The organism is Bradyrhizobium sp. in8p8, from assembly GCF_000426845.1.
GTDB lineage: Bacteria > Pseudomonadota > Alphaproteobacteria > Rhizobiales > Xanthobacteraceae > Bradyrhizobium > Bradyrhizobium japonicum_C.
On the sequence record NZ_AUGD01000029.1, the window covers coordinates 1 to 25,036 of the forward strand.

24 protein-coding genes and 6 pseudogenes are annotated in these 25,036 nt (G+C 62.1%); 18 read left to right on the top strand and 12 right to left on the bottom strand.

What is annotated here, in order from left to right; translation table 11 throughout:
• The 9 genes and pseudogenes from K408_RS39595 to K408_RS0134780 all read left to right on the top strand — a co-directional run.
• Nucleotides 1–512: U32 family peptidase (locus tag K408_RS39595; RefSeq protein ID WP_024343154.1), on the top strand; the 512-nt coding region annotated here is incomplete at its 5' end.
• 175 nt (nt 513–687) lie between these two features.
• Nucleotides 688–1,047, top strand: coding sequence for a hypothetical protein (locus K408_RS44200; protein WP_051160776.1), 360 nt, complete (start codon nt 688–690; stop codon nt 1,045–1,047).
• 242 nt (nt 1,048–1,289) lie between these two features.
• Nucleotides 1,290–1,583, top strand: coding sequence for a hypothetical protein (locus K408_RS44205; RefSeq protein WP_230646806.1), 294 nt, complete (start codon nt 1,290–1,292; stop codon nt 1,581–1,583).
• 68 nt (nt 1,584–1,651) lie between these two features.
• Nucleotides 1,652–1,984 carry a hypothetical protein gene (locus tag K408_RS44210; RefSeq protein WP_024343156.1) on the top strand — a complete coding sequence of 111 codons (333 nt, stop codon included), beginning with the start codon at nt 1,652–1,654 and terminating at the stop codon, nt 1,982–1,984.
• Between the two features lie 22 nt (nt 1,985–2,006).
• Nucleotides 2,007–2,496: pseudogene (locus K408_RS39610) on the top strand (DUF2249 domain-containing protein).
• A 285-nt stretch (nt 2,497–2,781) separates the two neighbouring features.
• A pseudogene (mog, locus tag K408_RS42445) lies at nt 2,782–3,348 on the top strand (molybdopterin adenylyltransferase).
• A 100-nt stretch (nt 3,349–3,448) separates the two neighbouring features.
• Nucleotides 3,449–3,835, top strand: coding sequence for a CoA transferase (locus tag K408_RS43740; RefSeq protein WP_245265984.1), 387 nt, complete (start codon nt 3,449–3,451; stop codon nt 3,833–3,835).
• 128 nt (nt 3,836–3,963) lie between these two features.
• On the top strand, nt 3,964–4,326 hold the full coding sequence (locus tag K408_RS43745; protein ID WP_080655003.1) for a CoA transferase: 363 nt from the start codon (nt 3,964–3,966) through the stop codon (nt 4,324–4,326).
• A gap of 22 nt (nt 4,327–4,348) precedes the next feature.
• Entirely contained in the window at nt 4,349–4,573 is a 225-nt protein-coding gene (locus tag K408_RS0134780; RefSeq protein WP_155248788.1) for a hypothetical protein, read from the top strand.
• A 166-nt stretch (nt 4,574–4,739) separates the two neighbouring features.
• On the opposite strand, the pseudogene K408_RS44025 reads toward K408_RS0134780, so the two are convergent.
• The 6 genes and pseudogenes from K408_RS44025 to K408_RS44215 form a co-directional block, all read right to left on the bottom strand.
• Nucleotides 4,740–5,395, bottom strand: a pseudogene (locus K408_RS44025) (S-4TM family putative pore-forming effector).
• Entirely contained in the window at nt 5,392–5,604 is a 213-nt protein-coding gene (locus K408_RS44030; RefSeq protein ID WP_024343160.1) for an S-4TM family putative pore-forming effector, read from the bottom strand. The pseudogene K408_RS44025 and the gene K408_RS44030 overlap by 4 nt, the downstream one beginning before the upstream one ends.
• Nucleotides 5,605–5,883: 279 nt before the next feature.
• Nucleotides 5,884–6,807 (bottom strand): SMODS domain-containing nucleotidyltransferase, encoded by a 924-nt coding sequence (locus K408_RS39625; protein ID WP_283805300.1) that lies wholly within the window; start codon nt 6,805–6,807, stop codon nt 5,884–5,886.
• Nucleotides 6,785–7,021, bottom strand: coding sequence for an SMODS domain-containing nucleotidyltransferase (locus K408_RS44035; RefSeq protein ID WP_349509783.1), 237 nt, complete (start codon nt 7,019–7,021; stop codon nt 6,785–6,787). The genes K408_RS39625 and K408_RS44035 overlap by 23 nt, the downstream gene beginning before the upstream one ends.
• Nucleotides 7,022–7,043: 22 nt before the next feature.
• Complete coding sequence (locus K408_RS43755) at nt 7,044–7,433, bottom strand: hypothetical protein (protein ID WP_245265985.1); 390 nt, start codon at nt 7,431–7,433, stop codon at nt 7,044–7,046.
• Between the two features lie 66 nt (nt 7,434–7,499).
• Nucleotides 7,500–7,970 (bottom strand): annotated as a pseudogene (locus K408_RS44215) (phospholipase effector Tle1 domain-containing protein); the annotation flags it as partial.
• A 495-nt stretch (nt 7,971–8,465) separates the two neighbouring features.
• Here K408_RS44215 and K408_RS0134820 point away from each other — a divergent pair.
• The 4 genes and pseudogenes from K408_RS0134820 to K408_RS43765 all read left to right on the top strand — a co-directional run bounded on the left by K408_RS0134820 (nt 8,466) and on the right by K408_RS43765 (nt 9,783).
• Nucleotides 8,466–9,023 carry a hypothetical protein gene (locus tag K408_RS0134820; protein ID WP_155248789.1) on the top strand — a complete coding sequence of 186 codons (558 nt, stop codon included), beginning with the start codon at nt 8,466–8,468 and terminating at the stop codon, nt 9,021–9,023.
• Nucleotides 9,020–9,148, top strand: coding sequence for a hypothetical protein (locus K408_RS44040; protein ID WP_283805301.1), 129 nt, complete (start codon nt 9,020–9,022; stop codon nt 9,146–9,148). Before K408_RS0134820 ends, K408_RS44040 begins: the two co-directional genes overlap by 4 nt.
• 57 nt (nt 9,149–9,205) lie before the next feature.
• Nucleotides 9,206–9,418, top strand: a pseudogene (locus tag K408_RS43760) (ImmA/IrrE family metallo-endopeptidase); the annotation flags it as partial.
• Nucleotides 9,419–9,483: 65 nt separating this feature from the next.
• On the top strand, nt 9,484–9,783 hold the full coding sequence (locus K408_RS43765) for a hypothetical protein (protein ID WP_024343165.1): 300 nt from the start codon (nt 9,484–9,486) through the stop codon (nt 9,781–9,783).
• Nucleotides 9,784–10,018: 235 nt separating this feature from the next.
• Here the strand turns inward: K408_RS43765 and K408_RS39640 are convergent, their stop codons facing one another.
• From K408_RS39640 to K408_RS39655, 6 genes and pseudogenes are all read right to left on the bottom strand, one after another.
• Entirely contained in the window at nt 10,019–10,612 is a 594-nt protein-coding gene (locus tag K408_RS39640; protein WP_349509781.1) for a 3'-5' exonuclease, read from the bottom strand.
• A gap of 320 nt (nt 10,613–10,932) precedes the next feature.
• A complete protein-coding gene (locus K408_RS0134845) occupies nt 10,933–12,294 on the bottom strand; it encodes a type II toxin-antitoxin system HipA family toxin (RefSeq protein WP_024343166.1) in 1,362 nt (453 codons plus the stop codon).
• The gene (locus K408_RS39645; protein WP_024343167.1) at nt 12,291–12,572 is read right to left on the bottom strand and encodes a helix-turn-helix transcriptional regulator; all 282 of its coding nucleotides are present in this window, start codon (nt 12,570–12,572) and stop codon (nt 12,291–12,293) included. The genes K408_RS0134845 and K408_RS39645 overlap by 4 nt, the downstream gene beginning before the upstream one ends.
• Before the next feature lie 1,319 nt (nt 12,573–13,891).
• Nucleotides 13,892–15,316, bottom strand: a complete 1,425-nt coding sequence (gene ccoG, locus K408_RS0134860; RefSeq protein ID WP_028146134.1) for a cytochrome c oxidase accessory protein CcoG — start codon at nt 15,314–15,316, stop codon at nt 13,892–13,894.
• Nucleotides 15,317–15,325: 9 nt separating this feature from the next.
• On the bottom strand, nt 15,326–15,622 hold the full coding sequence (locus tag K408_RS39650; protein WP_051160778.1) for a metal-sulfur cluster assembly factor: 297 nt from the start codon (nt 15,620–15,622) through the stop codon (nt 15,326–15,328).
• Nucleotides 15,619–16,122, bottom strand: a pseudogene (locus K408_RS39655) (DUF2249 domain-containing protein). Before K408_RS39655 ends, K408_RS39650 begins: the two are co-directional and overlap by 4 nt.
• Before the next feature lie 507 nt (nt 16,123–16,629).
• On the opposite strand from K408_RS39655, the gene K408_RS0134875 reads away from it, so the two are divergent.
• The 5 genes from K408_RS0134875 to K408_RS39670 all read left to right on the top strand — a co-directional run bounded on the left by K408_RS0134875 (nt 16,630) and on the right by K408_RS39670 (nt 24,499).
• On the top strand, nt 16,630–16,956 hold the full coding sequence (locus K408_RS0134875; RefSeq protein WP_029674730.1) for a nucleotidyltransferase family protein: 327 nt from the start codon (nt 16,630–16,632) through the stop codon (nt 16,954–16,956).
• A complete protein-coding gene (locus K408_RS0134880) occupies nt 16,946–17,365 on the top strand; it encodes a HepT-like ribonuclease domain-containing protein (protein WP_024343170.1) in 420 nt (139 codons plus the stop codon). The genes K408_RS0134875 and K408_RS0134880 overlap by 11 nt, the downstream gene beginning before the upstream one ends.
• A gap of 1,678 nt (nt 17,366–19,043) precedes the next feature.
• Nucleotides 19,044–19,892 carry a cache domain-containing protein gene (locus K408_RS42455; RefSeq protein ID WP_035698847.1) on the top strand — a complete coding sequence of 283 codons (849 nt, stop codon included), beginning with the start codon at nt 19,044–19,046 and terminating at the stop codon, nt 19,890–19,892.
• The gene (locus K408_RS42460; RefSeq protein WP_155248790.1) at nt 19,886–20,959 is read left to right on the top strand and encodes a GGDEF domain-containing protein; all 1,074 of its coding nucleotides are present in this window, start codon (nt 19,886–19,888) and stop codon (nt 20,957–20,959) included. The genes K408_RS42455 and K408_RS42460 overlap by 7 nt, the downstream gene beginning before the upstream one ends.
• Nucleotides 20,960–22,045: 1,086 nt before the next feature.
• Nucleotides 22,046–24,499, top strand: a complete 2,454-nt coding sequence (locus K408_RS39670; RefSeq protein ID WP_196232445.1) for a bifunctional diguanylate cyclase/phosphodiesterase — start codon at nt 22,046–22,048, stop codon at nt 24,497–24,499.
• Nucleotides 24,500–25,036 lie beyond the last annotated feature (537 nt).

Below are 25,036 nucleotides of genomic sequence, written 5' to 3' on the forward strand. Positions count from 1 at the left end.
CGGAATTGCCACTACCATCTATCGGCACGATCGCGGCGGCACTGCCGGACGTCGCCATCGAGGTGTTTGCATTCGGCCGTGCACCGCTGGCGATCTCCGCGCGCTGCTATCACGCCCGCATGCACAAGCTTGCCAAGGACAATTGCCGCTTCGTCTGCGAGAGGGATCCGGACGGCCTTGCACTGAAAACGCTGGAGCAGCAGGATTTCCTGACCGTGAACGGGGTCCAGACGCTGTCTTACACCTGCACGAATCTGCTTGGCGATATCGGCGCGTTGCGCACTGCTGCCGTGAGCTCGCTACGCCTGTCGCCTCAGCACTGCGACATGATTGCGGTCGCGCGGACATTTCGCGACGTTGTGGAGGGCCGGGACGACGCGGAAAGGGGAACCCGGCGCCTGGCCGAACTCTATCCGAACGTTCCCTTCTCCAATGGTTTCCTCCACGGCGCGGCTGGCGTTTCGTATCAGCCGCACTCAGCATCAGAAGCGCGCTTTGTCACCGGGACGTGACCTGAAAGCCTGCACTAAGTTTGCTCTCGTACAATGAGTCGGGTGCTCCGCCGCCCCTATCCTGATGTGTAAGAACTCCATGAGGAGGACCGCCGATGTGGCCGTACCGTGGTGAGGCCTTCCGGGCTCGGGAGGACGTCAGATGATGATGGGCGGCAACGTCTCGGAATAGACCATGAGCTGCTTCGCGGTTGCGACCGCGTGGCTGTTTGCGGCCGAGGCGCTGATGGTTGCTGGTTTTGGGTTTCCGGCCGTCGATATCGCCGCGCCTGATACGCTCGTCCTCGTCCAAATCATCGCCATCGGCTGGCTCAGCCTGTGCGTCTGTGGCGCCCTCACGCAATTCATGCCGGTGCTGGTAGGCAAACCCGTATACAGCGAAGCGGCGACGCTGCCGGTGCTCTGTCTGCTTGTCGCAGGCCGCTGCTGCTCGGCTTCCTGGCGCTCGGCGGCCGGTTGCCGCCGTGGCTCTGGCTGCTTCCGTTCGGGGCGACGTTGCTCGTCTCGGGCTTCGGCCTGCTGGCCCCAGACCTGATCCTTACCATTTGGCGCGCCCGCCCGCTGTCTGGGCCGGCGCGGTTCGTGCTCGCCGGCCTCGCACCCCTTGGCGCCACGGCGGCGCTTGGCACCTCCTTTGCCTGGGGACTGGCGGGGCTCCGGCAGCGCGCCGCTCGGCGTCCTGCTTGGCGCCAGCATTCCGTTGCACGCGATCGCGGGGCTCGGCGGCTGGCTGACACTGACAACGATGGGCGTAAGCTATCGTCCCTCGCGATGTTCATGCTGTCGCCGGACGTCGATCCACGACGAAGCCGCGCAACCCTCTACGCCAGTGCCGGCACGCTTGGTCTTGCGCTGGCCGGTGGATTGGCTGCCATCGCGGTGCAGGCGCGGCTCGAGGGCGTGCTGTCGCTGGCGGGCGTCTCTTGTGTCGCGACCGTCGCGTTGTACGGCCGCGATGTCGTCGCTCTCTACCGCAACCGCAAGCGGCGCACGCTGGAGCTGAACACGACCATGGCGCTCTATGCGCTGGGCGGTCTCGCCGGCTCGGTCCCGGACTTGCGCCTGCACTGAACGGCTCTTTTGCCGCTAACCTCGACGCGTTCGCCTTCCTGATCACGTTCGGCTGGCTCTCTGGGCTAATGCTCGCAAAACTCTACAAGATCGTCGCATTCCTCACCTGGCTCGAAACCTACGGGCCGGTGACGGGCCGCGTGCCGACCCAGCGAGTGCAGGATCTCGTGGTCGGAGCCCGTGCGGCGCGATACTTTGTCGGCTACTTCGTCTGGGTCTGGGTTGCTACGGTACTCCTGCTCGCGGGCCGAACACAGCCGTATCGCATCGCGCCGCTCGGCATGATGGCGGCCACGATGGGTATCGTGCACGAGCTGCTGCGTGTGCGCCGGCTTGCTGACGTGACGAAGAGTGTGCGGCTGCCGCAGGGCGCAAGGCTGCCGAGGCTGCTGCATTCGTGAAGCCTGTGTCTGGAGAGAATTGATGACCGAATATCTCGAGGTAGACGTGCGACCGATCCTGCGCACGGGCGGAGAACCCTTCCACGATCATGGCAGCGGTCGCAAGCGTACGGCCGGTGCAGGGCACCCGTCTCTACGCGCCATTCAAGCTCGTGCCGTTGTTCGATGTTATGGCGAGCAAGGGCTTTGCGCATTCGGCAAGTGAAATCGGCGGAGGCGACTGGCAGGTTCTGTTCACGCCCCTGACGCGCCAGCAGCTGCGGGGCCGTTCAGCGACAAATGGCCTAGGTCGAAGGTCCGGCTCGACACCAGGGAGCTTGATCCGCCTGAGCCCATGGTACGGATCTTGGCCGCAGCCGAACAACTTGGCCCCGGCGAAACGCTCACGGCATTGATCGGCCGCGAGCCCGTGTTCCTGTTTCCGCAGCTTGAGAAGCGCGGCTACAACTGGCTTGGCAGGCTTCCTGCCTGATGGGGCGACCTATGGGCTCACAGTGAGGGCGCGGCCATGAACAGCGGTCTCATCGAGCATGTTCGCGAGCCCCTCCGCGTCGTGATCGATCCCGAGCTCGGCGCCCAACATCGTTGATCTCGGCTTCGTCTATGACATCACCATCGACGATGGTGCCGCGCACACCACCATGACCGCGACCACCCCCCGCTGCCCCGCCTCTGGCTCCCTGAGGATGGGGTCGCGCGCAGTGCGGCGGTTCGAGCCGCCCTGGGATCCATCGATGATGACGGACGAAATCAAGTCTCGGCATCGCGCCCGTACATTGATCGCGTTGGAGGGTGGAATGATCAGTCCCGGCGAGAGCGGCGCGGCGCGTATCGGCATCCTGGTCGCGTCCGATCGCGCCAGCCGCGGCGAGTACGAAGACTAGAGCGGCTAGGCCATTGAGGGTTTTCTGTGCAAGGTCGTCTCCTCGCAATGGAAGCCGCTCCTGCGGATCGTTCCCGACGACATCGAGAGCCTTTCGAAAACCCTGACCGAGATGGTCGATCGCGACGGGTGCGATCTCGTGCTGACGACAGGAGGAACGGAACCCGAGCCGCGCGATCTTACGCCCGAGGCCACGCGCCCTCATCGAGCGGGAGCTGCCCGGGTTCGGCGAACCGATGCGGCAGATGAGCCTGACGCAGACACCTACAGCCATCTTGTCGCGTCAGCTGGCCGGCGCGCGCGGCAGATGTCTGATTGTCAATCTGCCGGGACGTCCGTCCTCGATCGAGCTCTGCCTGAATGCGGTGTTTCCCGCAAATCCTTATTGTCTGGATCTGATCGGCGCTGGCGCATCGAGGCAAGTCCCACGTTTTGCGCTGTATTTCGTCCGGAGCAGGAACGGACGTACCCTCCTGTGTGAGCCGGGTGGTCGAAAATTTCCGGCCGGACGTAATGGATCGCCTTGGACACGCCACGAGGCGATCCGCGCAATCAATCCGCACCTGATCTACTGCTCGATCTTGGGCTACAGACAGACCGGCCCTGCGGCCGAGCGAGCAGCTTACGCCATGATCGTCCGTGCCGAAAGCGGCTTCGATCGGTCCATGATGCGCTATGCCGGCGAGCGCGATCGCCCGGCCGCTGGCGCGATCTTCGTCGCGGACGTGCTTGGCGGCACCTTCGGCTACGCCGCGATCCAGACCGCGCTTGTCCAGCCCGCACGAACGGGAGAGGGGCAGCGGATTGACGTCGCATTGATGCATTGCATGCTGAACCTACTGGTCTACGAGTTGCAGGAGGCGCAATTCCCGCGCTCTGTACCGCCGGCGGCTCATTGGGCCGGTGGCGCCGTCGACGGCCATATCCTGATTGCGCCGATCGCGCCGCGGAACTCTGCCGCGCTCTGAGAGGTGACGGGGCAGAGCGAACTCGCTGATGATCCCCCGCTTCAGGTCGGTGCCGGCACGCGGCGCTAACTGGACCGCGATGATGCAGCCGTCGAGAATGGACAGAGCGGCATCCCGTCCGCGAATGCATGGACGCTCTCGGGAAGGCTGGCGTGCCCGCCGCCGAATATCGCGATCCCGGCGCGGCCTTCACCGATCCGCATCTTCTGCAGCGCGGCGTGTTCGAGACGATTGCTGGCGGAGCAGGGGAGTTCATGGGCGTAAATGCGCCCTGGAAAATGTCGGGCGCGGCAGCCACTTCGATGCAGCGGGAAATCCCCGCGATTAGTGCTCATCGCAATGAGGTGCTCTCGCGCGTTCTCGGGCTTTCGGTTGGGGGCAATCGCCGACCTCGCCCGGGCAGGAGCATTTGGACTGGCGGCGGACTAAGTCGACGTCCTCTCCAAACGGGGAGGAGACAATTAAACTATTGGATAATTGCTTTCGCATAACATAGCGCTGACGAAGGACTTGGTGTGGATCGTCTTCAGGCCCCTCGACCTGCCCACGATGCCAAAGCGCGTCAGCATCGAACTCAAGGGTAAGAACGGTCATGTTGACCTGACGTTTGCCAACACGAACGCCCACATGTTCCAACCTCCTGTCAAACATCTGATCCAACCGGGCATGACAGTCCATCAGACGGGCGCTGCGGCCGCGATCGGGGTGGCGGCGCCGGAGTTCGCGGTCGCCGACTGAGTTTCAGGCCGGACTTCCTAAAGTGAAGCTCGCGTTCGCGGCTGCAGCCAGGCTGATCGAGTTCTACCGTTTAACCGCCGGCGGACTGCTGCAACATGCGAACACTGCGACTCCCGAGTGAAATAGCCGGTAGGCGCGCCGCTCTCGAGCCAAGGAGGCTTTGGCGTCAGGTTCGATTCAGGAGAGCATCGGCGCCGGCCTGTGCCTGCTTTTCGAGTTCGTCGCGCATTAGGCGATAGACGAGTGGCAGCACCAAGGGGTTAGCGACGCGCCGCTGGAATAGAGCATCTTGAAGTTCCCGGGATCGTTTTCCGCACTCGGCATCGTCGCATCCGCTGGCCCGAACGCTTTCTAGGAATTTCTCGGCTTCGCCCTTTAGGGTCTCATAAGTCGCAGCAGAATCCGACTGCCTGAAGTGCTCGCGGATCGCCCAGAAGATCGCAGGCGAGATCGTGGCGGCGACGGCCGCGAAGTCGATCAGCTTGAGATCCTCCACGACCGACCCGACGATCATCGCGACGAACGTAATGCAGGCGCCGACGATCAGATAGGTACCGTACTTCCTTCGCAGCGCCGCGTCGTACTGCAGGTTCATGCGCTGGCAGACGAGACGGGCCATGGTGTGCCGCGCGGTCGGGGGAATTCCCACATACCAGCCTCGTCGCTCCATCGCCGCGCGGAGGCATCGACGACCTCCGCGTCTTCGCGCTTGCCGGCGACGAACGGGTCCCAAGGCATCTTTAGGACGCCGCAGTCGAATTCCTCGCTGATCTTCGCGGCGACCTTCAGCAGTCGACGTTGCGTCCGGTCGATCCACGTCACGTCCAAGGCGGTGCGATCAGACCGTAGAGCGCCACGTAGCGCCGGGCCGCCTGATGCGCAAATGCGAGCATGGCACCGGCGACGGGTACGACGACGGTGAGGATGATCTGGAGTATCTGATAGTGGGTGGCATACGAATAGACGCGCTGCCGGGCCTTCAGCAGCCGCTGGAACTCGGGAGCGTCCTGATCGTGCGCGATCTCGTTCATGCTGCGCTCCCGCTCATTCGATGACGACGTAGAACGGCTTGCTCACGCCGACGAGGACATCGTCGCTGCGCCGGACGACGAATGCTTCGGCCATGTGGCTGCCCCGATACATCAACTGCTCCCATCTGCCGCCCCTTGTTCGATATCTCGAACCCGCCCCGGCCTGCCTTCTTGGACATCGCCTCGGCGGTGTTGGTGATGCGCCAATCGACGGAATATTCCGGCGGCACGGGGGTACCGTCTGCAAGCGAGGCGCGGAAGTACAGGCCGCCTTGACCCTTAAGCAACTGGCCCGCGGCCACCATCCGTCCACCCTGCACGTGGCTGGCGGAGCGCCACTCGGCCGTCACGGCGATTTCCGCCGGATGCGCGACGCTGCGCCTGGATGTGGGGCGGTCGCGCGAAGCCGGCCGGAAGGATCGACAATCCATAGTCGCGGACCATGTCAACTATTCCCCCGAGATGGGCCGCGGTCGAGTCCAGGAATCGGCCGACGAGGGAGGTGCCCGCGCTTTCGCTCATCCCGTCCGCTGCGGCCTTCACCACATCCGCCTCGGCGAACTCCGGTCCGAACACCGTTTGCCACGCCTTGATGGATTCCTGGCGCCCTTCCATCGCGTGAGCCTCGTCGATCCATTTCCGGTAGCGCGCGATGACCGTGCGGAAGTTCGAATATTGCTCGTCGGTGCCGAAGAGCGGCGAAAAATCCTCGCTCCGGAGTTTCGGGTTCGTCACTGTCGGCCTCGTCGGGTACATCCGGAGTCGATTATCGAGACGGCCCATCAGCGTCTTGAGGGTGGTCGGCACGTCGGCGAACTCGTCGGTGCCTTTTTCAAACCACTGGATCTCGTTACCGAGCAGGTTCGTGAGGAGGACGGACGGGCAGGTGAAGGTCTCCTTGATGTCGCGCAGATACTTCACGAGGCGCGTCACCTTGCGGAAGGAATTGTTCCCCAAATACGCGTTCCTCTCCTTCATCCACTCGGTGTATTCGACCGGCGACGTAAGTTCGAAGCTTCCCTTGCGGTTGCAGACCTCCAGACTACCTTCCCACAGCCGGCTGACGACGCAGGAAGCGAGGTCCACCCTGCTGTCCCCGGCGTAGGTGATCGTGATGCGGTAGTCCCACGTCTTCGTCTTGTCTTCGTAGGTCCTGCTGTCAGAGAAGACGCGGCCGAGGCTAGTCGGCCGCGGTCCACCCATCGACCGGATCCACCATGACGAGCAGGTCGGCGTCGAATTCGCCGCCGTCGACGGGACGGATGATCGTCTGGTGCGCCCAAGATCCCTGCTCGACGAAGCTGCGGACCTTCGGCTTCCAGTCGGAATCACGGACGAACGACCTGAGCGCCGGGATGCTGGCTTCCAGGAAGATCGATCCTGGGTCTTGTTGAGGTTGACCGTATCCTTCAGGAATTCGTCAAATAGCGAGACCAGCTTCATGTCGCGTCCGCCTTGGTCGGATAGTACCGCTTGAAGTCGTCGTGTCCGGCCAGCGCGTCCGGTCGATACGGAGCCGATCCTGCCGAGCACTGCACGACCGACGGAAGCTCGAACCGCCGGCCGACCGTCGGGTAGACCTTGGAAGCGTTGCCGATGTCGCGAATCTTGACCTCCGAGGTCTGACGGCCGAGCAGGTGGCGCAGCCACCTCCAGTTAGGCAACGAGCCGGCCATGGCATCGATGGTGTCGCGCATGCCGGCGATTTCGCAGTGCTGCTCGCCGCCGGCGTCTGGGCGGATATTCAGCGCCTGGCCGACGTCACCGGACCTTTCCATCTGGATGCCGTCGACGTAGATGGGGCCGGTGATCAGGCCGTCGGGGACCAAGATCGCTTCCCGGCACATCCATTCCAGCGCGACATCGGACAGCCGGGACTCGGGCTCCGGGTAGGAGCCGCCGACGTCGGAATGATTGCCGGCGAAAAACCACTGGCGCAGCCGTTCGTGCCCGGGGAAGACCGGGGCGCCCTCGTTGCCGCCGCCCCAGCCGACGCGGTCGAAGTCCTTCCGCCGCTCGTCGATCGCGTTGGCGGAGCGCGCGAACGCGACGTGGCGGCAGCCTGTCGAAGTTGGCTCCCTTCCACTCTGCCTTGTGCGAGCGGGATTCTCCGGGGGTGGGGTAGTCGACGATCGTCTTGGTCGTGGACTTGTTCTGCCAATACCAGAACGCCCCGAGCGCGCCGGCGACGATGACGATCTGCGCGAGGAAGCCGGAGAGCATGAAGCCGGCGCCCAGCCAGGAACACAGCAGCGCGATCCCGACGGCCGGCAGGAATCCGCCGACGAACGCCGCGGCGGCGACGCCGGCGGCAGCCCCGCCTGGATGACGAAGTAGCGCAGGCCGCTCGCGCCGAGAGCCGCCACGGTGTCGAAGACCCCGATGAAGTAGGGTGCGACGTTGGAGTCGCTGCCGTCTCCGGAGCCGTATTTGATCTGGAAGCGCCGCGCCAGTTCGAGGCGCTCGGCTTTCGTACTGCTCGCGCGGATGGCCGGTGCCGAGCTCTAGCACGGTGTCGACCGCCTCCCTGGCGATGTCCTTGACCTGCTTGCGGTACCTCAATTCCTTTCCTCGTTTTCCGTCCGCGATCGCCATGACGACCGATTTCGGTGAGGGCGAACTCTACCACGAAGCCCTCTGCCTCACCTTGATCGGCAGGCGGAAGTGCCCGCTCGACGTTCCCCTGATCGCCTTCCTCGCGAAGACGATGCAGAACCTAGCGTACCACCGTCGTGCGAAGGACGAACTGCGCTTCCTCGTCTCCGTCGAGGCATCCGTAGATCGCGGTCACGGTGTCGGTATCTTCCTGTTCGATGAGCGACAGTTCCGGATTGTGCTCGGTGAGGACCTGCAGATCCTGGATGTCCTCCGCGTTCGATTTCGCGTTCTTCCGCTCGCGCTTCAGCCATCGATCAGGCGGCGTACGACTACGCCATGCGGCGGATCAAGAAGGCCATGAAGGAGAGGTTCCCAGAAGGGCTTTCGTCATGACCAGGAAGAATCGCGGACGCAACGAACTGCAGCGCATTTCCGACGCCTTCGACGAGGACATCCTGAACGCCTCGCCGGCGCAACTGCGGGAGCTCTTGGCCGAAGAAGGCCTGGACCAGACCAAGGTCGTCGCGGAAATGGACGCCATACTTGAGCAGGCGAAGCGTTCCTTTGGAAGGCCCAAGCTCGATCAGGCCAAGGCCGCGATAGCCGCCCGCGGGTCGGAGCCCTCGAACGTTTCCGCGATCGATAGGGAGTGTGTCCGAGGCAAGCTCGGAGCTATACGTTCCGGCGCCGGCGAAAACATGGAAGGCATGATGACGGCGGCCCGCCGAGGAAAGAAGCTCTCGGCGCGCGACGAAGAGGGCGCCCTAGACGACCTGGCCCAACTGGAAGCGCTAGAGAACGAAGGCGACCCGGAGGAATGACCGCAATCACTCCCGCGGAACGCATCTTGATCGATCTCGGCATATCGCAACCGAAGGATATCGATCTGGACGTCATCGCGTGGACCAGAGGCGCGGTCGTCAACTATCGTCCGATGGACGGATGAGAAGCGAGGATCATCGGCACGAAGCGCAAGGCCGTGATCTCGGTGAACAGCCTCAGCATGCCCGAGCGGAGGCGGTTTTCCCTGGCCCACGAACTGGGCCACTGGCATCACCATCGCGGCCGCATTCACTTCTGCGGCAAGGACGAAGTATGCAGCTTTCGCGACGACCCCCTCAACCCCGAGCGCCACGCCGACGACTTCGCCTCCGATCTCATCCTGCCGGACTTCATGGTCACTCCGCGCATGCGCAAGATGAAGCGACCCACATTGTCGGCCATTCGCGAACTCGCCGACGAGTTTCGCGTCAGCGACACGGCGACGGCCGTCAAGATCGCGTGCCGGAATCAGTTCCCCATAATCGTGATCTGTCACGGCAAGACGCGTCGGCGCTGGTTCAGGCGCTCGAAAATGATTCAGAACTGGTGTTTCCGTCGGATACGCTCGACCGCGAAAGCTATGCCGGACGCATGCTGTTCAACGGCGAGGCCGAGCAGAACTTTCCCAGGAAAACGCCCGCGGAAACCTGGTTCAGCTTCAAAGGCTGCGACCGTTCGGAGGTCGAGGAGCAGTCATTCCTGCTGCCGAACGACGAGATCCTGACGATCCTCAAGTTACCCGATGAAGCAGTCGCTTAGACCGCGTCCGTGTCACCACACAGCATCGGCCGCTTGAGTTTGCTAGATCCTCGCCGAAAACTTCGTGAAAGCGGTCAGCGTCTGCATCGTCGGCGAAATGTCGCGCTGATAGATCTCGGCTTTTAGGAACGCGATCTCGTCATCGAGCGCGGTCTCGCAGACGTCGACGTACCAGCTCTTCGGACGACCGTCCGCGCCGTCGGACCAGCGGTAGCCAAGGCGCTCAGCGAATCCCTCAATTCAAACGGCGACTGCTCGCCCAAAGCCGGACCGTCTTCTTCCGTGCCGTCTCAAGCAGGAGTGCCAGCGCCGGCGCGCCCGTGGTCGGAAGCTCGAAGGCGAGCACTTCGAGCAGCGCGTGGCAGTCATCGACGGTGCGGTGCGCGTGGTGGAAGTAGCCGGCACCGTTCAGCAGGTAACCCAACTGCGCGCCGGCGAATCCGTGCTTGCGCCAGTCGATCTCGCTCATGCTGCAGGCCCAGGCCTTGTGCTCGAACACTGGCCTGTAGCGCTCGGCGAACTTCCTGTCGAACGCACTGTAGTGCGCAATGACGATGACCGCATCCTCCGCGAAGGCCGTGATGGCCGAGCCGTCGAATCTTTGGCCGGCCACCACCGCGTCGGTAATGCCGGTTAGTGCCGTCACTTCCGCCGAGATGGGAGCGCTAGGCTCGTTGAACGCGGAGAGCGTGCCTCGCAACCCGACGATCCGCCCGTCCGTCGTGTAGTCGAACTTGACCATCCCGAGCTCGATGATCTCGTCCTTGGTGTGATCGAGACCGGTCGTCTCGGTGTCGAGCAGAACGCAGGTCCTGACCTCCTGTCCCATGCTGGGGACCTATCTCGGGCGCGCAGCCAGACGCTGCAGGATCCGGTAGTCCGGCGACCGGGCCAGCGCGTCGGCCATCGCCGCCAGATCTGCTGTACCCTGAAACATCTCGGTTCGGAGGGGGTGCGGCAGTGCGTTCATCCGCCACTACAATACCCGGCGCGCCCGCGATGAGGTACTGCAAAACAGGCGATCCAAGTGCTTTTCGGGAACGTTCAGTCGATCCCGTCGTGCCGCGGGGAGCCCGCTGCGGGCAATATCCGGCGGTCACCCGGATCATCCGCGGATGGCTTAAGAGTGTGTCTCCTACATTCAAGCGCTCAGGAAAAGCCCGGAGGGCGCGCGCCTGGTGGCTCCGGATCTTCCTCAGGCTCGTCCTCGACGTCGCTCTTCAGATTCCGCAACATGTCCCGACAATTGACGGCGACGCAGTCCGATATCTGCTGATAGACCGGCGACTTCTTGAGCGCGTTCAATTCATCGACGACGGACGGCAGCGCATCCAGCACCGCCTGGGAAAGCTCCCCGACGCGGCGCCTCACCTGAGTGCCGGAGATCTGGTTCTCCTCCGCCATGTGGTCCCAGTGGCGCGCATGGATGTAGCGACCGCGGTTCTTGTCGGCGATCTTCATGGCTAAATTCCGGGTCACGTCCGGATAGATGTCGCCGTTCATCACGTCGTAGAGCGGCGCCATGGTAACGGCGCCGCCGGGTAGCAGCAGCAGCGAATAGTTCTTCGAGTGCGCGTCGACGTTTCCGCAGAGGACGTTGAAGACGAAGAAGTCGAGGAAGCGCGCGGCGTTGGCCGCGCCGTTGTCCGTCTTCCGGATGACGTCGAAGCAGTCCTTCATGCTCGGCCCGCGCAGCCTCGTCGCTGGGTTGGCTTCGTATTTCGTGGATGGAATGTGGCCGGTCGCTTGGCAGAAATCCTCCTGATGCAGCCTGCGTAGGCTGCGTCCCTCAGGAACGCGGTCGTAGCGCCTCACCAGCAGATAGTCGAGGTCCTCGGCCTTGTCGATCGTGCACTCGGCGACGGGTAGCTTCACCTTCGCCGCCAGGCGAAGACAGAACGCCTCGTTCTCGACCGCGCTGTGGAAGTGCTTGTTGGCCGGTTTGAGGATGTGCGTCGTCGGCGCGCCGTCGAGCGCGAGGCCGATGCCTCCGTCCGGATACCGGGCGACGGGAAGCTTGTCCTGCGCGCCGGCGAGCGACATGTGGATGCCTTCCTCGCCGACCAGAAGCGGCTTCTCGGGAAGGCGGCGGATGGCCGCGGCCCGTTCGGCTTCGGAAAGCCGCCTGTAGCGCGGCGTCCGCTTCGGCCGCTGGTCGGCGGGCCGCAAGACTTCGAGCGCACCGGGGAGATCCTCTCCCAACTCCTCAAGAAGCGCGAACACGTTGGCTTCCGGAATCTTGAGGATGGTACCGACCGTCTTCAGCGTCCGGCCTTCGGGCAACAGGTTCAAGAACCATCGGTACACCACGTCCGGTTCGTGGACGGGCTTCGCAAGCGGCATCCGGGTCGAGACGGCGAACGCGTTCGGATCCTTCGTCCACGCCTCGTCGTAGACGAACTCGATGTCTTGGATCTCCTCCGAGCGCCGGCGCAGCAGCCCGACGAGCAGACCGCCGTACCGGACTTCGAGGGTCTCTCCGGCCTCGCCCGGCTTCGGTTTGCTCGTCATGGTGTCGGGGAGAAGTTGTCGGGATCGAATGCTTCGGATTCCTTGGCCGCCGGCGGTGGCGACGGCACGGGGCTCATCTCCGGCGTCAGTCGGATGCCGAGCGCCTGCAGCAGGCGGAGGACGAGGCCGATCTGGCTGGTGTCCTTGCCGTTTTCGATATCAACGATAAAGCGGACGCCTACGTTGGCCGCCAAGGCAACGTCCTGCTGCCGGAGCCCCAAGGAGGCGCGCCGGTTCCGGATCAGTTCGCCGATTTCGGCGGTGGATGTTATTGCCATGCCAATTTCCCGAGCGGGAATATAGATTGCGGAATGGTAAATGACAAGATTAATTTCCCGTGCGGGAAGTTTTGTGGTTTTTGAGGGGAACTAGGGCGTGAAATTTCCCGCGCGGGAATATAGATGCGTAATCGGAAATGAGAAACCTAATTTCCCGAGCGGGAATTTTTGTGGGTTTTTGGAGGGAGCCAGGACGTGAAATTTACCGACCGGGAATCTCTGACAGCGTCGGAGGCAAGTTGCCGCAGAATTTATCGGTCGGTAAATCGACAATTTCAAGGAGCACGCCTCGCCGTCGCTCCTGGGCAGAATAGCGATCGAGTGCCGGGAGCGGAGAGCCGAGCGACCCCTGACCGCTTAGGCTCAGTGAACGCGCCCCCTGATCTCCCGCAGATCGTCCGCGTATTCCTCGACCTCCGAAGCATCTCGTCCGGATTCGGCAGCGCCGGTTTTGGTGGCCTCCTGCTAGGCAGCCTCTCGTTAGGTGATTTCATCTGCTCAGGATCGACCGGCGGCCCGCCGGGACGATTGACCTGGATCAAAGATCCCGCGCCCTCGCTCGCCCTAACGGTATTATGAGAGTCGTGCCTCCTCGCGATTGCGTCAGCAGCGTTAAGACCGACCTCACCAAACCGTCAGCTAATATGGTGGGCGGTCGCGGCCTTTACGGGTCGTTCGACACTCTGTCCCAGCTTGTTGATCGGCTAGGGATTTTAGGATGGACCTACTCTCGCGAACGCATGACGCCTTCTGAGAGCGCGTACGAGCGCAGCCACGCGGCTGCGGTCGAGCGTAGGGTCTCGAACACAAGAAATACGCGGGCACCACCACGCACGCCCTTCGTCATGGAAGGTTTGGAGCCGCGCCTGAACGCGATGCCGCCCAGTCGCTGGTCCGAGATCCTTGCCGAGCTGGCGGGGCCCGGGAGGGTTCTCCAGCCCGAGCAGAACGCCGCTGCGGCTGCCCCGTTCGACCGGCCGGCTGGCAAAAACCCTGTCCAGGACCTTGGCTGAACTCGCCGAGCGCGACGACCTCGAAGCCACTCTCCTCGATGAAAACGCGTCTGAGGACGAAAAGCAGAAAGCGAAGCTGAAGCTGGGCGGCCTCAGCCGGATCGCCGACAGCATCTACGCACGCATTCATCGACGACGACGAGCGCGATGCGCGACTGACGTTTCCGAACGCGGATATCAAGATCGAGCGACGGAACGGGATTCCGGCGCCTTCGTCTTATTGGGAAGCGGTCGATCTGCGCAACAGCCTGGGCGGAAACGACATCTCGGCCTTCGGCCGTTCGCTCTAGACCCGCTTCTTGGACGCTACCTCTCAACGAACCGGTCCGTGGCGTAGAGCGTGCTACCGGTCTCGTCCCGAGCAATGAACACGACGTCCTTCTGCTCGGCGTCCGCCGCCGTCAAGGTGACGCGCAAGGACTCCGAGGACTCGGCGGCGACCTTGATGGGAGCGACACCATCACCGCCCACGATGGAGAGCCTTGCGTCGATGCCGCCGACGGAGAGCGTGTAACGATGAGGGCTCGCCGATTTGTTGAGCAGCTTCACGGTGTAGGCATTGCGCAACGACCCGTCCGATAGCCGGACAGCTACGGGATCGCGATCGTGCTGGACCGACAATGTCGCGGTGGTCCTCATCGCGAATGCGACCCCGATGGTTCCGGCCAACGCCAGGCAGGCCGCCGCCAAGCCGACTGTCTTGGGCCGCAGCAGACGGTTGCGAAGGGATTCCTTGCTGCGGCCCCGTTCGATGTTCGCCCAGCTTTCGTAATCGATCAGGCCTCTCGGGCGCCCGAGCTTCGCCATCACGCCGTCGCAGGCATCGACGCATAGGCCGCAATTGATGCATGCGAAGTTCGGCCCCTCCCGGATGTCGATCCCGATCGGGCAGACCGCCACGCACTGGCCGCAGTCCACGCAATCTCCTGCCGCCTCACCCCGCAGGCGCAACTCGGCGGCCTTCTTCGCGGAGGTCCGCTGCTCGCCGCGATAGTCCCGATAGTTGACGGTGTAGGCCTCCGGATCCCAGATCGCACCCTGCAGGCGCGGCCAAGGACACATGAAGGTGCAGACCTGCTCGCGCGCGAAACCCGCAAGCCCGTACGTCGTGCCCGTGAACACCGCGATCCAGGTAAGGGCGATGGCGGAAAAGTTACCGGCACCCAAGCCGCGCAGCAGGCCCGGCGCGTCGGTGAAGTAGAAGATTAGCGTGCCGCCCGTCGCCAGCGAGATCAGAAGCCACGTCGCGTGCTTTGCGACGATCCGGACGGCTCGTTTCGGCGTGAGCGGCACTCCGATATTCCTCAGGCGCTGGCGCCGATCGCCTTCGGTCAGGCGCTCGACGAGCAGGAACAGATCGGTCCAGACCGTTTGGGGACAAGCGAAGCCACACCAGAGGCGGCCCGCCAGTGCATTCGTGAGGATCAGGATAGTCGAAGCGAGCACCAGGAGGCCCGTGACGAGATAGAGATCCTGAGGCCATATCTCGACGAAGAACGCGTAGAGGCGCCCGTTGGCGAAGTCGAGCAGCACCGCCTGGTCGGGCGCGTTCGGCCCCCGATCCCAGCGGATGAACGGCGTGACGTAGTAGATCGACAGCGTCAGCAGCAGGATGCCCCATTTGTTCCGGCGGATCGGCCCCTGGACCGCCTGCGGCACCACGGGCAAACCGGCCGCCGCTGCAGCCTTCGCGCGCGCCTTCGCATGATCGATCTCGAGAGTGACCGCCATACCGTCAGTTCACCGCGGCGAAGCCGAGCGAGGCCCGGACCGCCGGTCCGAGGAGGTCGGGAGTCCGAGCGGCTCGAAGGTCATCGCCACGTCGACGGAAACGACCCCTGGAACGGTCGACGCTTCCTCATGCGCTCCTTCCTTCAGGAGGGACGTCGCTGGACGCCCCGGCGTCGTTGGGCTCATCGTGATGCGGACCGCCCTATCCACGACCGCAATGTCGTAGACGACGATTTTCTCTCCCAGTTCGGGATTGATCACGACGCACAGCGCGTCCCCGACGCGTGCGATGGGCTGATCTGTCATGACGGCGCCCTCACGGTCAGTTCGTAGGTGGCGCCGTCATGATGAAATCCACCGAGCCAGCGAAAGCCGCGCGTTTCGAACTGCGGGAGCAGGAAGACGGGCTCCCGCTGCAGAAGCGAGGACAGCGTCTCGCCGGTCCGGAGCCTTTCCGCGGCAGCGAGGATTCGGACCATGGCTTCTGGAGGGTCGAGGTCGCGGTTGTCGAGCTCCACGACAGGCTCGGGCCAAGGGCCGAAGGGTGAATTGTTTGCGTCAAACGATGTGGTCTCCGGCTTGGGCCTCCGTAGGCGTGAACAGCACCAATCCTCGCCGTCGAGGGCGCGGTCGGAGTGGGCGAACCCCTTCTCGGCCATGACGGCGAAGAGAGACCGGCTTGAACGGCGCGTAGAGGCGGAGCCCGCGCCCCTCTTCCAAGCCCTCCACCGCCGCATGATGACCGCGAACGGCTCGCCGCCGCCGCGCAGGATCGGTCGTACATCGAGATCTAAGTAATCGGTCATGGCGATCTCCTCAGGGGCGGGCGACCACAGATGCAGCACGACCGTCCGCGGCCGGACGCTCAGAAATTCAGCTTTGGCGAAACGGCCGGCGACTGGCGCTCGCATGGGCTGTTTTTGCACGCTCCGATATGCGTGAGGCAACGTATCCCGACCTTCGAGAGAAATGGTTGCGCCATCGCAAAGAATCGGCGGACCCCGATCAGATCGAACAGACTCTGTTGCCTGGCCAGCCGGCGGAACGTCTGTCGATTCCGAACGACCGATGACCGCGGCGGCCCTACACCTTGGGTCGGCCATCGGCCTAGGATGCGGCAGACCAACTGCTCCCGCCTTTGAACCTGGAAGCCTCGACAAGAGCCTGTGAGATGATTAGATGTATACAACGTATACAGGCATAGCATGAGAGAAGTCCTATCATTCCGGGTGAGCTCTTCGGCGGCTTCGCAGGCGCGCGCCAAGGCCTCAGCCGGCGGCAGGAATCTAACGGCCTACTTGGAGGAACTCGTGATGAGCGACTTAGAAGAAAGGCCGCGCCCTTTATTGGTCGAGGTGTTGCGCCTGATCCGTCACAATCGGACTGATTTGGAGAAGATTGGACTTCGCCACGCCGACATCTTCGGATCCGTCGCACGCGGTGAAGACGAGTCCGCAAGTGACGTCGACATTCTGGTCGATCTTGATCCCGAGATCGTGGGCGACCTCTTCGCTTACAGCCGCGTGCAGCGGACGCTTCAGGAACTGATCGGACGTCCCGTGGATATCACGCCAAAGAATGGGAAGCGTCAGCCGGAGATGGCTGCAGAAATCGCCAGGGATGCGGTGAATGTCTACTGAACGACGCAGGATCGATAGCCTGCGCGACATCGTGAAATACTGCGATCAGGTGGAGCAGTTTCTTGTCGGGTTCACGCAGGCGGCGTTCGAGGCGGATCGCCGGACATACAACGCAGTGCTGTACTCCCTGCAGACGGTCGGCGAAGCCGCGATCCGACTCGATAAGGAGGAAAGGCGTCTCGGCGAGTGCGGACTGATGGAGAGGCTCTATCCGGACGTTCCTTGGCGAGATGTCCGCGGCCTGTCCAGCATTGTTCGCCATGTGTACGACGAGCTTGACGTCAGACTGATCTGGACCACCGCAACAGGTCGCATCAGTCCGGTCCGAGACGCCGCGCACCAAGAGATCGTCCGCCTGCAGCAGGACGACACCGATGAAGCGCGGCACGGTCCGACTCGGCCGCGGTAGCCTCGCCGCCGCTTGATCGGTCCCTTCGCCCCACGACGAGTACGTATCAAGGCAGACCGTCTCGCTTTGCGCGGAACGGGCGGGCACCGCATCGTTGCGAGGCGGTCATCGCTTCGCGAATAGCGGATGGGCGTTACGGCGCGTTGAGGCAGACGCAGCGGCGGCGCTATGCCTTCCAGACGCCGGATCCGGACGATTTCGTGCAGGATGCCGGCAACCTCAAGGCTCATCGCCGCCGCCGCGATCCGAAAGTCGTTCGGCTCTCCCGCCAGGAGAGCGAGCGTAGGTTTCGAGCCAAGCGATGAAGGCGACGACTATGTATAACTTGGCCAGCACCAGCCCGTAAGAATACCGAACGCTGCCAGAAAACTGAAGGCGCCCAAATGCCCTGATAGCGTTCCCGTTGAAGCGAGCGTGATTCCTGGCAGCCCGGTTGCTGCCAGGCTCGCGAACGACGGCATGGCCATCCGCATGTTGAGCTCGAGATGGGGCTGCGGGCTAGGAAGATGAGGACGAGATCGCGCCCGTAGAGGACGGCGCAGACAAGGCGGAAAAAGGAGGCAACGAGAGCACGGTACTCAGCCCCAAGTCGAATCCGATCGGTGCGGCTCCGCCGCCGACGGTCGCAGTGAGGCCAAGCGTGCCCGCAACCAGCGCGAGGCGGCTCTGCCAGTACTCCACGTCAGGCGCGAGCATGAACATGGCGACCGCCGCTGATCGTGATTGACTGATCATTCTCCAAGGTGGCCAACGGTACGTCCAGATCAGGCCGACTTCGATAGTCTCTGCGGGAGATGCAAGCCACCGGACGCGCCGTCGAGAACTTTGCGGTCTCGCAAAGAAGCCGAGCTTCTGCGGTGCGATAAGCCTATCGACCATCGGAGTACGTCATATGAGGGTTTTCGAACGGCTTCGGGAGCGCATCCGAATTCAGACCTCCGGAAACGAACCGGGCGAGGAGAGCGGCCGCGAGAGACGGATCGAAGTAGAGACCAGTCGGCGGCAGCTGAACGGAACGGGCCAGCCTCGGGAGTGAACGTGCTTTCCGGTGCGCCTGAAGCATTGCCATGAGAGAGTCCAACCGACAGCCTGTTCGCGCGGATCGCGCGCGAAGCGGCTGCGAAGATGCGCCAAGGGGGCCCTGTTTTCGGTCCGCATCGATGCCGCCGAAGCGCCGTTGCCGGCGTTCGCCGTGAGAGGAGCCTCCTGTATTGCGTCGATCATGCAGCCCCCTTCGGTAGCCAGATCCGACTAGATGTTTTCTTGAATGATATGTTGCATATCATTTGAAGACTGATGATCAATCGCTCGGACTATCGGATTTCGGCGAATGTACCGCGTCTAGGTGTTTGCGGTCGTTTGTGGATCGCATTGATGGAGCTCAAAGAAGAGCAGTCGCACCATGCTACCGTTCAATCGAACGAACGGTCCCAACCGATCGGGAGAAGGGCGAGGCTCGACGCTTGCAGTCACAGGCCAATCCGTCCGCTCGACCACCCAGCCACATTGGCCGACCGAAGCTCCCGGTTCGGAGATATCGCGGGGCAGCTGCCAAATTTCGACACGCCATTCTACCGATCGTTAGGGAGGTTCGCATTTGCTCGAAACTCTCGGTCGTCGATTAGCTCAATTCTAAGGGTACGATGGTGATCATGATGCCTACATTGGGGTAGGTGTGATGGTAGCGCTCTCGCTGCAGCAATCTATTCACCGCAAGCCGCAGGTGATCGTCGGTGCCTTCTTGGGGCTGATGGTCGCGTGCGTATTGGGTCTGGTGGCGTGGAAGGCTTCCGCGTTCAGGGAGAGCACATTGGTTCGGGCACAGGAGGACCTGATGAACTTGGCCCGTTCCCTCTCCCAACATGCGGCTAACACTATCAAGTCGCCCGACGTGGCGATGACGGGGATGGTGGAGCTGCTGAAGTATCAGAACCCCCTGCCCGAGCGGTTCAACGAGTATTTGCAGGCTTCAACCAGGGCAATGCCCCAAATCCAGTTCTTCGGTGTGTTCAATGCCGATGGAACCTGGCGCTATTCCTCTTTGGCGCAACTACCGAACCACAACAACTCCGACAGACCATATTTCGCGTATCATCGCGACAATTCCAGCGCCAAACTGCTGATTAGCGGTCCGGTTGACTCTCGTCTCACCGGCCGTCCCACGATCATCCTGTCGAAGCGGATCAGCAATGTGGCCGGCGATTTTATCGGAGTGTTGATTGCGACGATCGACTGCGAGTTCTTCAGCTCGTTCTACAGCGAATTCAACATCGGTAGTGAAGGCGGGATCACCCTTGTTTTGAGGGAAGGAACGGTGTTGGCCCGCTGGCCTGCGCCCTCGTCTCTGCTGAAACTCACCGATACTTCATTGTTCCGAAAGCGTCTCGACGAAGGTCATGCCGGCTCTTACTTGATTGCGTCGCCATTCGACGGTTTGAAGAAATACATCGCCTATGAGCAGGCCTCAGAATATCCGGTCGTTGTGACTGTAGCGCGATCGGAGCAGCAGATTCTGGAGGGATGGTGAGCGACCTAACATCCGATGCTCTCGTTGCTGGCCTTTTGGTCGCGATCATGGCCGGAATGGCCGCACTGTTGAACGGCCAATTCCATTTTCGCGCGAGACTCGAGCATTTTCTCAGGGACAGAGAGGCCCGCGTTCGGCTGCTTACGGACAACATCGCGGACATCGTCATCGTGATTGACCGCAAGGGATGCCTTCAATACGTTTCACCCTCGGTTGCAGCCGTTCTGGGGATGGAAGAGAACGCCTTCCTGGGGCGGGCCTGTCTTGAGATGGTCCATGAGGACGACCGCGAAAAGATTGCAGGAGCCAGTCGACGACTGAAGGAAGCAGGGGCCTGTCCGTCAGTTCGGTTCCGCATGCAGCGCAGTGGTGGCGAGACCATCTGGTTGGAGTGCCGCTTCAAAATGGCCGGATACTCATCCGGCCGAAAACCCGAAATTGTCGGCGTGCTCCGGGACGTTACAAGACAGCAGAGGCTCGAACAAGAGCTGTCGTCAGCCAACCTGAGACTTGCCCAGCTTGCGACGACGGATGGTCTAACTCGCCTCGCCAATCGCCGGAGCTTCGATGCCTTCCTCCGGGAGGCGTACGCAAGATATCCGGTGCTTTCGGTCTTGCTCATCGACATCGATCACTTCAAGGGTTTCAACGATGCGCTGGGGCATCAAGCTGGCGACCGATGTTTGCAGCAAATCGCCCAGACCATTGGTAGTGCAACGGCTGAGACAGGCGGGTTTTCGGCGCGGTACGGCGGTGAGGAGTTTGCGGTAGTCCTGCCAGGCGTCGCCGAAGCCAAGGCGGTTAAGGTAGCCGACGCGATCCGGTTGCTCGTCTCGCGATTGAGCATCGACCACCCACGGTCACCGCGGAAGCGAGTCACGATAAGCGTGGGGGTCGCTGAGAAGAGTGCAACCACTGAGAGCGAGTTGGCTCTCACACGCGAAGCTGACATTGCTCTGTATCAGGCCAAGGAGCATGGCAGAGACTGCACAGTCGCTAGTTCAACCCTGGTGCCGGGTAGTCTGGAGCTGGCCTCTTTGGTGCCCGCAATATCCGACGTGGGGTAGGCGCCATGAGCAGCAGGGAAGAGCGTACAGCGACGCGCGTGCCATTCGACTGGTTCGAAAACTACTGGCACCTGGTCCCTCGGTGCACGCTTGCGAAACGCTTCGAGGGGGGGCCATACTATCGATCTAAGGGGACCTCACAGGGCGGAGGCGTACTGAAGACCTTTTTTCTGGTGATTGCGCCGAACGGAAACGTCTCCAGACGGGTCAAAGATCGCGGGAAGAAGGCATTGGGTCCGCTTCGTCACCTGGTCCCCTCTGTTCCGCCCGGAAAGACTTGCTTCTATCAAGCTTGAAGTCGTGACCGCGTTCCCGGCTCGCGCTCGCAAAGCGAGTTATCGCCGCCGATGAAGCAATAAGTGAATTGATGGAATCTGCCATCGACGAGATCATTTGCACCCTTGGGCCCGAGAGGACTGGTCTAATCGAACGGTTGACCGCGGTCTACTTCTCGACGAATTCCAAGCGGCGTCTTGGCGGGTCAGATCTTGCCGGAAATGGAGCACTAAATCGAATCCCTTCTGTAGTGTGCAATTCAATCTAGCCGAGCAGCGCCTCCGCACCCTCGATCGACAACTTCGCGAATAAAGGAACTCCGGGCGCGGGTCGACGGATTGCGACGGCTGGCAAGAAGCGTCGATGGCGCCGTTTCCGGCGAGGCCACCGGTCATACCGCGTGCATGGACGCTCGCCCATTCCTGGTCATCGAAGACGGTGGCGAGGGAATCGAACCGAACCAGCTCGCGCTTGCTCGAGCGTGACGCTGGCCTGGACGAGCGAGGTGGCGCTGCGGGTTTGGGTCTTACCATCGTGCAGGACGTCCTGGATGCATATGGCTGGGAGCTGCTGCCGTCAGCCTGTTCGCAGCTTCAACTGCGACCGCGTCCATCGCTGCGCCGGAGGCCGGACAGCTGCAGCATCCGAGTACGTACCAGTCTTTCTTCAAAATGCCCCCCCATTAGGCGGAGCGCCCACAGATTGCGCCTTGGCCGGTCCGAATGACCCGCGATCCCGTTAAGAAGTCCTAAAGCATTAATTCTAACTTGTTGTTTCCTCGAGTTCATTAGGATGTTTATGGGGGAAGCCATGAACCACGAACTCATGTTCGCGGCATTGAACGCCACGAACGAAGCCATTCTACGTTCGACGAGTAGCTCCGAACTTTACCAGCGGGTTTGTGATGCCGCCGTCCACGGGGGCCACATCCGAATTGCCGCTGTCCTTGTCCCAAACGTTGCCGGATCGCTAGACGTCGTCGCTGCAACGAGCGAGAGGGGATTTATCCCGCAAATTAGCGTTTCCGTCGATGAGGCTTCGGTCCACGGCCACGGACTTGCGGGACGGGCCTATCGATCCGGGCGTCCTGCTCTCAGCAATGACGTGATTCAGGACGATACGTTGAAGCCGTGGCGAGAGCATTCGATTGCCTGCGGCGTTGGTTCCGCCTTGGCGGTCCCGATTATCCAGCGCGCGCGAAGCATCGGCGTCTTTCTGTTCTGCTTTGCAGCACCCGACTCTATCACCGGCGAAATAAGTGCGCTCCTCGAACGCGTGGTCGAGAATGTCGCATTCGCTCTGGAGAGGTTCGAGGGGGCCGAACGTCAGAACCGAGCGGAGCTCGCGCAGCGCGAGGCAGAGAACAAAGAAGCTGCGTTGCACCGTATGTACATCGCGCTTTGCAAGACAAACGAAGCCATGATGCGCGCCGGCTCACGTCAAGAGCTCTACGATCTCGTTTGCGAGGCAGCGGTTCTGGGCGGGCATTTTACCTCGACGACAATTGCCTTGACCCAGCCCGACGATCACTTCTTGAAGATTGTATCCACCAAAGGACAAAACGCCGATCGGGTCCGCAGCACAGCGTTTTCGGTCTTGGCGGACCATCCTCAGGGAAAGGGGCTAACCGGCACCTCGTTTCGCACGAAACAACCCTGCATCAAGAACGAGTTCTTGCGCGATGCAGGAACAAGCCACTGGCACCAGCTTGCGGAGAAAGGGGGGACACGCGCTGGCGCGAGCTTTCCTCTCTTCAGGGATGGCGAGGCCATCGGAGTTCTGCTCTTCCTGGCCAGCAAGGAAGGCATCTTCACCTGCGAAATCGTTGAACTGCTGGCCAGGTTGGCGGAAAACGTTTCCTTCGCCCTCCACAATTTCGACCGGGCAGACGCAAACAAGATCGCCGAAGAGCGCATCCGCTTCCTGGCGACCCACGATGCTTTGACGAGCATCCCGAACCGCTCGATGTTCAACACGATGGTCTCTGAAGCGCATCAGCGCGCGAGTAGGGCACCGGGGCGCCGGTTCGCGGTTCTTTTCGTAGACCTTGACCGCTTCAAGATGGTCAACGACTCGCTCGGTCACACTGCCGGAGATCAATTGCTCATCGAAGCGTCAAGGCGTATGCGTGCAAATATTCGGGCGGAGGACGTGCTGGCCAGGTTGGGGGGCGACGAGTTCGTGGTTTTGATTGACCAGTTGGCCGGCAAGGATCAGGCCACCGCGATTGCCCAACGGCTTCTGGAAGCACTCGAGCTACCTTTCCCCCTGTGCGGACACGAATGCCGCATCAGCGGTAGCATCGGAATCGCCATTTTCCCGGATGATGCGTCCGATCCCGAGGAGCTCGTCAAGCAGGCGGACACCGCAATGTATGCGGCCAAGGCAGGTGGAAAGAATGCATACCGCTTCTTTTCGATGGAACTGCAGTCACAATCGCTGAAGCACCTTGTTCTGGAAGCGGACCTGCGCCGAGCGATTGAACGCGACGAGCTGTTTCTGCATTATCAGCCGAAGGTAGATTCCGCGCGTCGCATTGTCGGCGTTGAGGCGCTTTTGCGCTGGCAGCATCCACAGAAGGGCATCATCGCCCCCGCAGCGTTCATACCGATGGCCGAGGAGAGCGGCCTGATCATCCCGATAGGCAGATGGGTACTGGAAACAGCTTGCCGGCAGAGTATTGTGTGGCAGTCTCTGGGATTGCCGGCCATCTCTGTGGCCGTCAATCTATCGCCGAAGCAGTTCACTGATCATGAGCTGCTGGGGTTTCTCGACCGGGTCTTGGGCGAGACAGGCTTAGCTCCCGAGCTTCTGCAACTCGAGGTGACCGAGAGTATGGTGATGCAGGACGTCGCGCGTGCGACTGGCCTCATGCAGGCCATCAATCGCCGCGGTGTTCGTCTGGCAATTGACGACTTCGGCACGGGCTATTCGTCTCTCTCCCTGGTGAAATGTTTCCCGATCGACACGATAAAGATCGACCGTTGCTTCGTTGGCGGAATCGGTGAAAGCGCTCAAGATCGCGCTATTTCCGCAGCCATCATTACGCTCGGACAGGCACTCGGTCTGACCGTAGTTGCCGAGGGCGTCGAGACCGCCGAACAAGACGCCATTCTAAAGGATTTCAACTGTCATGAATTTCAAGGCTTCCTGTTCGGCCGCCCGGTTTCGGCCGATGAAATTTCGCGGTTGCTAGGTGGCAGCGATAGCAGAAGGTCCCATCTCCCTCCCTCGTCTGGGCAGGCGAAGGGGAAGAATGCGTGACGCCTGGCCTTCCGGCGTCTGATGATATCAGCTAGTGCATGTCACGCTCAGTAAGGCCGTCCGGAAGCGGTGCGATGAGGATGAGGGCATGCGGTCAAGCTTCGATCGATAGTGAAGAGTGTGAGACCGATCGCGCGGAATCCGCCGCAGAACAAGCGGTCCGAAATAGCGAGGTCGGGATTGTGACCGCCGCCGTGTACCCGTTCTGCGATTCGGGGCGTCAACCTTGGGATTCGGAGCGATCGGAGACGTCTCGAACGGGCGGCGCCGATGTGGGCCGGCGGGTCCCGCCCGCAGAACAGCGCTTCGCCGTTCGTATTTCGGCTATTCGGATTTGAACGTGGTTCCGGAAGGACTTTACGTTTCACCGAACTGGATCGCGTAGGCCGGCCGGCCCGACGGGCCGGACGATGAGCCCAGGCCGTCTGCGCCTGGCGAGTCTGCGCACCGAAGCCATGACTTCGACCACGGCTATGTCGTCCCGCCGTTGCGCCAAAGCCCTTGGCCGGACGAGCGTACGAAGCGGGTCGCGCCGCG

Excerpts from the sequence above, each read along its gene's own strand:
- K408_RS42460 (WP_155248790.1), top strand. The coding sequence starts at position 19,886 with ATGGTGAGCGACCTAACATCCGATGCTCTCGTTGCTGGCCTTTTGGTC.
- K408_RS39640 (WP_349509781.1), bottom strand. The coding sequence starts at position 10,612 with ATGGGACAGGAGGTCAGGACCTGCGTTCTGCTCGACACCGAGACGACC.
- K408_RS43745 (WP_080655003.1), top strand. The coding sequence starts at position 3,964 with ATGGACGCTCTCGGGAAGGCTGGCGTGCCCGCCGCCGAATATCGCGAT.
- K408_RS42455 (WP_035698847.1), top strand. The coding sequence starts at position 19,044 with ATGGTAGCGCTCTCGCTGCAGCAATCTATTCACCGCAAGCCGCAGGTG.
- K408_RS44040 (WP_283805301.1), top strand. The coding sequence starts at position 9,020 with ATGACCGCAATCACTCCCGCGGAACGCATCTTGATCGATCTCGGCATA.
- K408_RS39650 (WP_051160778.1), bottom strand. The coding sequence starts at position 15,622 with ATGACAGATCAGCCCATCGCACGCGTCGGGGACGCGCTGTGCGTCGTG.
- K408_RS39625 (WP_283805300.1), bottom strand. The coding sequence starts at position 6,807 with ATGGGTGGACCGCGGCCGACTAGCCTCGGCCGCGTCTTCTCTGACAGC.
- K408_RS44205 (WP_230646806.1), top strand. The coding sequence starts at position 1,290 with ATGCTGTCGCCGGACGTCGATCCACGACGAAGCCGCGCAACCCTCTAC.
- K408_RS0134845 (WP_024343166.1), bottom strand. The coding sequence starts at position 12,294 with ATGACGAGCAAACCGAAGCCGGGCGAGGCCGGAGAGACCCTCGAAGTC.
- K408_RS39670 (WP_196232445.1), top strand. The coding sequence starts at position 22,046 with ATGAACCACGAACTCATGTTCGCGGCATTGAACGCCACGAACGAAGCC.
- K408_RS44030 (WP_024343160.1), bottom strand. The coding sequence starts at position 5,604 with ATGAACGAGATCGCGCACGATCAGGACGCTCCCGAGTTCCAGCGGCTG.
- K408_RS0134875 (WP_029674730.1), top strand. The coding sequence starts at position 16,630 with ATGAGCGACTTAGAAGAAAGGCCGCGCCCTTTATTGGTCGAGGTGTTG.
- ccoG (WP_028146134.1), bottom strand. The coding sequence starts at position 15,316 with ATGGCGGTCACTCTCGAGATCGATCATGCGAAGGCGCGCGCGAAGGCT.
- K408_RS44210 (WP_024343156.1), top strand. The coding sequence starts at position 1,652 with ATGCTCGCAAAACTCTACAAGATCGTCGCATTCCTCACCTGGCTCGAA.
- K408_RS39645 (WP_024343167.1), bottom strand. The coding sequence starts at position 12,572 with ATGGCAATAACATCCACCGCCGAAATCGGCGAACTGATCCGGAACCGG.
- K408_RS0134880 (WP_024343170.1), top strand. The coding sequence starts at position 16,946 with ATGTCTACTGAACGACGCAGGATCGATAGCCTGCGCGACATCGTGAAA.
- K408_RS44200 (WP_051160776.1), top strand. The coding sequence starts at position 688 with ATGAGCTGCTTCGCGGTTGCGACCGCGTGGCTGTTTGCGGCCGAGGCG.
- K408_RS0134820 (WP_155248789.1), top strand. The coding sequence starts at position 8,466 with ATGTCCTCCGCGTTCGATTTCGCGTTCTTCCGCTCGCGCTTCAGCCAT.